4 protein-coding genes and 1 pseudogene are annotated in these 6,310 nt (G+C 39.7%); 2 read left to right on the plus strand and 3 right to left on the minus strand.

Annotated features, from left to right (window positions below; genetic code table 11):
* The first annotated feature begins 15 nt into the window (after nucleotides 1-15).
* A complete protein-coding gene (locus KO505_RS06605; protein WP_216054664.1) occupies nucleotides 16-3,459 on the plus strand; it encodes a PAS domain-containing hybrid sensor histidine kinase/response regulator in 3,444 nt (1,147 codons plus the stop codon).
* An 11-nt stretch (nucleotides 3,460-3,470) separates the two neighbouring features.
* On the opposite strand, the gene KO505_RS06610 is transcribed toward KO505_RS06605, so the two are convergent.
* The 3 genes from KO505_RS06610 to umuD are packed head-to-tail and all read right to left on the minus strand — an operon-like array spanning nucleotide 3,471 to nucleotide 5,903.
* A complete protein-coding gene (locus KO505_RS06610; protein WP_216054665.1) occupies nucleotides 3,471-4,199 on the minus strand; it encodes an SOS response-associated peptidase family protein in 729 nt (242 codons plus the stop codon).
* 46 nt (nucleotides 4,200-4,245) lie between these two features.
* On the minus strand, nucleotides 4,246-5,502 hold the full coding sequence (locus tag KO505_RS06615) for a Y-family DNA polymerase (RefSeq protein WP_216054666.1): 1,257 nt from the start codon (nucleotides 5,500-5,502) through the stop codon (nucleotides 4,246-4,248).
* Nucleotides 5,490-5,903, minus strand: coding sequence for a translesion error-prone DNA polymerase V autoproteolytic subunit (gene umuD, locus KO505_RS06620; RefSeq protein ID WP_216054667.1), 414 nt, complete (start codon nucleotides 5,901-5,903; stop codon nucleotides 5,490-5,492). The genes KO505_RS06615 and umuD overlap by 13 nt, the downstream gene beginning before the upstream one ends.
* A 154-nt stretch (nucleotides 5,904-6,057) precedes the next feature.
* Here umuD and KO505_RS06625 point away from each other — a divergent pair.
* Nucleotides 6,058-6,310 (plus strand): annotated as a pseudogene (locus KO505_RS06625) (transposase); the annotation flags it as partial.

Consider the following 6,310-nt stretch of genomic DNA (forward strand, 5'->3'; position numbering starts at 1 on the left):
TTTAAGGAAGCATGAATGACCATTTTGATAATAATTGCATCAAGTATATATGCAGGGCTGATGTTTATTATCGCTCGATGGGGCGATAGAACTAATAATCCGTTATCACAAAAGATCACACATCATCCTTTTATCTATGCGTTAGCACTTGGCATTTATTGCACAAGTTGGACGTATTTTGGCGCGGTAGGTACTGCATCAACAGACGGTTGGCAGTTCTTACCTATCTTGTTGGGGCCTATTTTATTGTTATTGTTTGGGTATCCGGTTTTAGAAAAGCTGGTGCAAGTATCCAAAAAACAAAATGTGACTTCTATTGCCGACTTTATTTCAGCCCGTTATGGTAAACGCCAACAAACCGCTTTATTAGTCACGGCGATAGCGACGTTAGCGATCATTCCATACATAGCACTACAACTTAAATCCATTAACGCCAGTTTCTCTGGGTTAACCTTGGCTAACGACAGTGTTGGTACTGGCGAATCAAACTCTGCATTTTTAGCCACCTTGATCATTGCGCTCTTTGCTATTTTATACGGAGCCAGAAAAGCAGATGTGACAGAATATCGGTCTGGGCTTATATTTGCGATTGCGTTTGAGTCCTTGTTTAAATTATTAGGATTGGTGGTTTCTGCAAGTATCGCGTTAACCTTATTTTATGATTTTGAAATTGTAAACCTGCCTCCTATGCCGGAAGAAATTTGGTCAACGGATCGATTTTTTACTACTGACTTTATTGTTCAAACCTTTATGGCAGGTGCTGCAATATTATGTTTACCACGTCAGTTCCATGTCATGGTGGTGGACAATAGTGACTCTCAAAACTTACATACCGCCCGTTGGTTGTTCTCTTTGTATTTAATTTTGACCGCTGTGGCGATTATTCCTATTGCATTAGCGGGTCATTACTTCTTATTAGATACTGGGGTTAATAAAGACATTTATACAATGCAGTTGCCTATGTTCGTGAATAGTAACTGGGCTACCTTGTTTGTATTTTTAGGGGGAATATCGGCGGCCAGTGCGATGATCATTGTCGCGACGTTAACGCTCAGTACCATGATCACAAATGACGTGTTTATGCCTTTGTTGTTAAAACGAGACAGCCGTCAAATCATTGCTCAAGGTCGTTATCAATCTAGGGTTGTGCGATTGCGTCAGTTTACCATAGGTGCCATTTTACTCTTGTCTTATGCTTATTATCAGTCGTGGGCAAATCAGGCAACGTTACATAGTATTGGTTTGATTGCATTTTCTTTGGTTATCCAATTATTACCACCTATTGTGGGAGGCTTATATTGGCGAAAAGGCCATGCTAATGGTGTTTATGCTGGTTTGTTATTAGGCTTTTTAAGTTGGATGATGTTTTTACTTATGCCATTGGCCTCCGCCAGTGATGTGGTTGATCACAGCGGTATTATTAGCCAAGGGGTTATCATCAGTTTAATTGTGAATGCGCTTGCTTATTATGTATTTTCGTTAATGGCCACTGAGCGATTAATTGACAAAATACAGGCTGCTGCTTTTGTTCATCCCAATGTTAAAGTGCCAATTGGCCGCCAAAAGCTAGTCCATACCAGCGCTAGTGTAAAAGACTTAACCGACTTATTGTTAACTTTCTTGGGGAACAGTCGGTGCGAGCAATTGTTGATGGAATATGAACAAGACCAAGAAGAGCTTGCCGCTAAAGAAGGTACGGTAGCGGTTAAGTTAAAAGACCAAGAAGAACTCACCCATCATTTTGTGGAATATTGTGAGCGGATGTTAGCCGGGGTATTAGGGGCATCATCAGCACAGTCGTTAGTGAACATTTTGTTATCCGGCAAGCAGCTAGATGTGGAAGATGTGGTTAACTTTTTTGATGATACCACCTTAGCGTTAAAAACCAATCAAGCTATTTTATTTAGCTCGTTGGAAAACTTAAGTCAGGGCGTCAGTGTTATTGACCGTGACTTGAACTTAGTGGCTTGGAATAAACAGTATTTAGAACTATTTGATTACCCAAAAGAAATGGTCAAAGTGGGGTTGCCAATTAGAAATCTCATTCAGTTTAACGCCGAACGGGGAGAGTGTGGTCACGGTGATATAGATGAATTAGTCAATAAACGCCTTTCACATTTAAAGAGCAGTCAAAAACACAGCTTTATTCGTAGACGCGGTGATGGGCGAGTTATCGAAATGAACGGTAACCCACTACCTAACGGCGGGTTTGTAACGAGTTTTAATGACATAACCAGTTTCGTAGAAACCGAACAGGCACTGAAAGACGCCAATATCAACTTAGAACATAAAGTGAAACGCCGTGTTGATCAAATAAGCGAAATCACTCAAGAGTTAAAATTAGCCAAACAAGAAGCCGAACAAGCAAACGCATCTAAAACGCGATTTTTAGCCCTTGCCAGTCACGATGTTTTACAGCCGCTTAATGCTGCTCGTTTGTATTTATCGTCGTTAAGTGAAGACTCACTATCTACAACACAACACCAAACCTTAGATAAAGTTGAACAATCATTAAACGCAATGGAAGGTTTGTTAGCAACCTTGTTGGAAATTTCAAAGTTAGAACAAGGCGCGTTAATCCCTACTTTTAGTCATTTTAAATTGAGCACAGTGTTACGTCCGCTATGTGATGAAATTGCAGAACAATGCCAACAAAAAAATATTCAATTTATCGAACATTGGCGTGACGTTGTTGTTTATTGTGATGCAACTTACTTGCGCCGAATACTACAAAACTTCCTTTCCAATGCCGTTAAATACACTGAGAAAGGTAAAGTACTGATTGGTATGCGCCTAGAAAAAAACGCCATTAGGATAGAGGTTTGGGATACAGGTGAAGGGATTTCTATGCCGGATCAAAAACACGTTTTCCAAGATTTTTTCAGAACTCATTCGGGCAGCATTAAAGGGTTAGGTTTAGGATTAGGTGTCGTGGATCGTATGAGTGAACAACTAAAATGCCCAATTAAATTAACTTCAACATTGGGTAAAGGCTCATGTTTTGGTGTGTCGATTCAATTGGGTGAGGCTAACCAAGCAGAAGAAACACCTCAGTTTGCCTTACACGAGTCGAGTCAGTTTAATAAAATGAACGTGATTTGTGTGGATGATGAATTACAGAACTTAGATGCGATGAAGTCATTATTAGGGAAATGGAACTGCCAATGTTTATGTTTTTCTAGTGTTGAGCAATTGAGTGAATATTTACAATTACCGGATTGTGTTCGCCCAGACGTGTTACTCATTGATTACCAACTTGAACCGTCCACAACATCGGGATTAGACCTTATCCAACAAATGCGTTTGCATTGGCAGTTAGACATTCCGGCGGCATTGATCACCGCGGTGAAAGAAGAAAGTTTAAAAGAAACATGTAAAGGCTTAGACGTACGTTATATGCCAAAACCATTAAAACCGGCCGCGCTTAAATCTTGGTTAAAGAGTTTAGTGCAAAGGTAGGGCTTTGTAAGTCATAAGTGGTAACTAAGAGTTGTGTCTTGGCTGATCAATTGTTGACTCGATATACCGTTATATAAACTTGGTTTGTCGATTTGCTGCGCTACTAACGACTGAGGAAGCTTGGGGGTTAATAAGTCATTAAATACCTCTACATTACTGAACGAGCTATCCAACCAGATGTCTATTGTATTGTCATTTTGCGGCAAGATCAGAGGCATCGCCTTTGAGTGTATATGTTTAAGGTTGTCATGCGGCGGAAGTGTAATGACTGAACAGGAGGTTGTTGTTTGTCCTGTTTGTGGGTGAGTCCATGTTCGGTATAAACCACCAAAAGCGATTGCTTCACCTTCCATTGCGGTCATGTCGTAATAATGTATTGGTTTTTTATTAACAAATTCGGTTTCACCAAAACCGGTTGCTGGAATGATGCAACGACTTTCTCTAAAAGGCATAAAACCTGCAGTTCTTGGGGTATTTAGTTTGTCGTATCGGGTATTAAAAGACGTGTATTTGGACGGCTTAAACCCGGTATCAGTTTTATCCAGCAATAACCACCATGTGGCATTTTCTACACACCTTTGTATTGTTCCATCTTTGACAGTTTCATGCACTATGGAGACTTGATCGGTTGCTCTTACAAAACGTTGGTTAATCACAGGTGCAGCGTAAAAATTAATATTAAGTTGCTGGTATAACTTTTCTAATCCATTTGAATAACTTAGGTTTAATCGACCACACATATTTTATTCTCTTTTCTGTTTTATCATTTGTATGCCATTGCATACTTTAGCACTGAATTTTGGGAATATCGCTCCAGCGAGTGGTGTACCTTGGACTTAAAAAGGCACGTTTCATTTCCCATGTTTTCGTTTGTTGTTCACTGGCTAATTTAATTGTGCCTTTACCAAACATTTTGTTGATTGAATCTATACTCCCCATTAACTTTTTGTTATCTAAAGTTGGGCTAAATAAATCCCCTTGCATATATTGTTCAGAAACCAGTTCAATGGCCCCTATCCCTGCTTTATAAAAACGCACACCTGGGGCAAAGATATGAGGCAATATTTCATTAACCGCATTGGCTAATACCCTAGAGTCACTGGTTGGTACTGGAAAGTCGTATAAAAAGCTGCGTTTATAAAAGTTGCCTTCGTGTTGTGAGCTATGGGCAAATACGACCAAACGTTTAGTCATTGAACCTTGTTGCCTCAGCTTTTTAGCAACAATAGAGCAATGAGTGGAAAGAGCGGCTTTTAAGTCGTGAATGTTCGTGACTCGTTCACCAAAACTTCTTGTACTGAATATTTCTTGTTTTGCCTGCTTAACGTCATCCCACGATAAACAGACTTGCCCATTTAATTCCTCAACGGTGCGTTCAACCACCACGGAAAACTGTTTACGCATGTGTTTAGGGTTTTGTTTTTTTAAATCTAACGCGGTATGAATATGCATCATGTTGAGCTTTTTACCGAGTCGGTCACCAATTCCCCACACATCGGTTACGCTCATTTTAGCAAGTATTTCATTGGCAGAGTGGTCATCATCAATAACGGCAACCCCATTATAACCCGCTAACTTTTTAGCGGCGTGATTGGCGGCTTTTGATAATGTTGGCGTAATACCAAACCCGACACCAACAGGCAGTTTGGTTTCGCGCCAAACCGCTAATCTAATCTCTTGACCATAAGCGTACCAATCATTAATGATGGATTGAAATCCTGTAAACTGTAAAAAGCTTTCATCAATAGAATATATGTATTGGTTGTCACAGAAACGGCCAATTACACTCATCATTCGACTGCTTAAATCGGCGTACAATTCATAGTTTGAAGAACGAATTACAACCTGATGTTGTTGTAAAAATTTGCGTAATTTGAAGTAAGGTTCAAATTTAGGCACGTTCAATTTCCTTGCTTCTGGGCTCACGGCACATACACAACCGTCGTTGTTGGTTAATACAACAACTGGGCGTTTTCGTATACTTGGATCAAACACCTTTTCCGCGCTCGCGTAGAAAGCAACAGCATCAACTAAAGCAAACAAGATAATAACTCTCGGCTTTTACGATGTAATCTGACAGAGTGGGTGACTACACCTTCGATTTGAAATTCATCCGCATCGGATATGGAAACAGGACGATGTTTTGCTGAAGCTGATAAAAGCTGTTTTCGTTGTTTATCAATGATTTTACAAACAAAGTTACCGTTGTAATTGGCAACAACAATATCACCTTGAGTGGTAGTCTCTGATCTATCAACAATTAATAAATCACCATCAAAAATACCAACGCCTTGCATAGAGTCGCCATTTGCCACACCGATAAAGGTAGCGCTGGGGTGTGAGATCAGTAACTCATCTAGGGATAAGCTAAGTTCTGTGTATTCAGCTGCTGGAGATTCGAATCCGGATATTCCTGCTTCTGCATAAATGGGGATGACTTTCATTTTCAACTCATAGGGCTGTTCATACATACAGTATAATATAAGTTACAATTTATGGATAAGAAAATAACAGAGACACCCACTCAAATTTGACAGTCATAGAAACTAGGCTATATTTTTTGTACCTATATCGATACAAAATGTTTTAGAGGTTACAGTGCCTAAACCAAGAAAAAGCCAAATAAGCTTAGAGGATACGCCTTATTATCATTGTATATCTCGTTGTGTCCGTAGGGCATTTTTATGCGGCGAAGATAAATTAACTCATCAATCTTATGAGCACAGAAGGCAATGGGTAAAAGATAAAATTGAACAACTCACACAAGTCTTTGCTATTGAAGTTTGTGCCTATGCGATTATGAGTAACCACACACATCTTGTGTTGCACATCAACAACCAAGTTACATGCC

This window comes from Psychrosphaera sp. F3M07 (assembly GCF_018860345.1).
Classification (GTDB): Bacteria; Pseudomonadota; Gammaproteobacteria; order Enterobacterales; family Alteromonadaceae; genus Psychrosphaera; species Psychrosphaera aquimarina.

What these genes read in the sequence shown, in the direction of transcription:
- KO505_RS06610 (WP_216054665.1), bottom strand. Translation starts at nt 4,199, where the DNA reads ATGTGTGGTCGATTAAACCTAAGTTATTCAAATGGATTAGAAAAGTTA.
- umuD (WP_216054667.1), bottom strand. Translation starts at nt 5,903, where the DNA reads ATGAAAGTCATCCCCATTTATGCAGAAGCAGGAATATCCGGATTCGAA.
- KO505_RS06605 (WP_216054664.1), top strand. Translation starts at nt 16, where the DNA reads ATGACCATTTTGATAATAATTGCATCAAGTATATATGCAGGGCTGATG.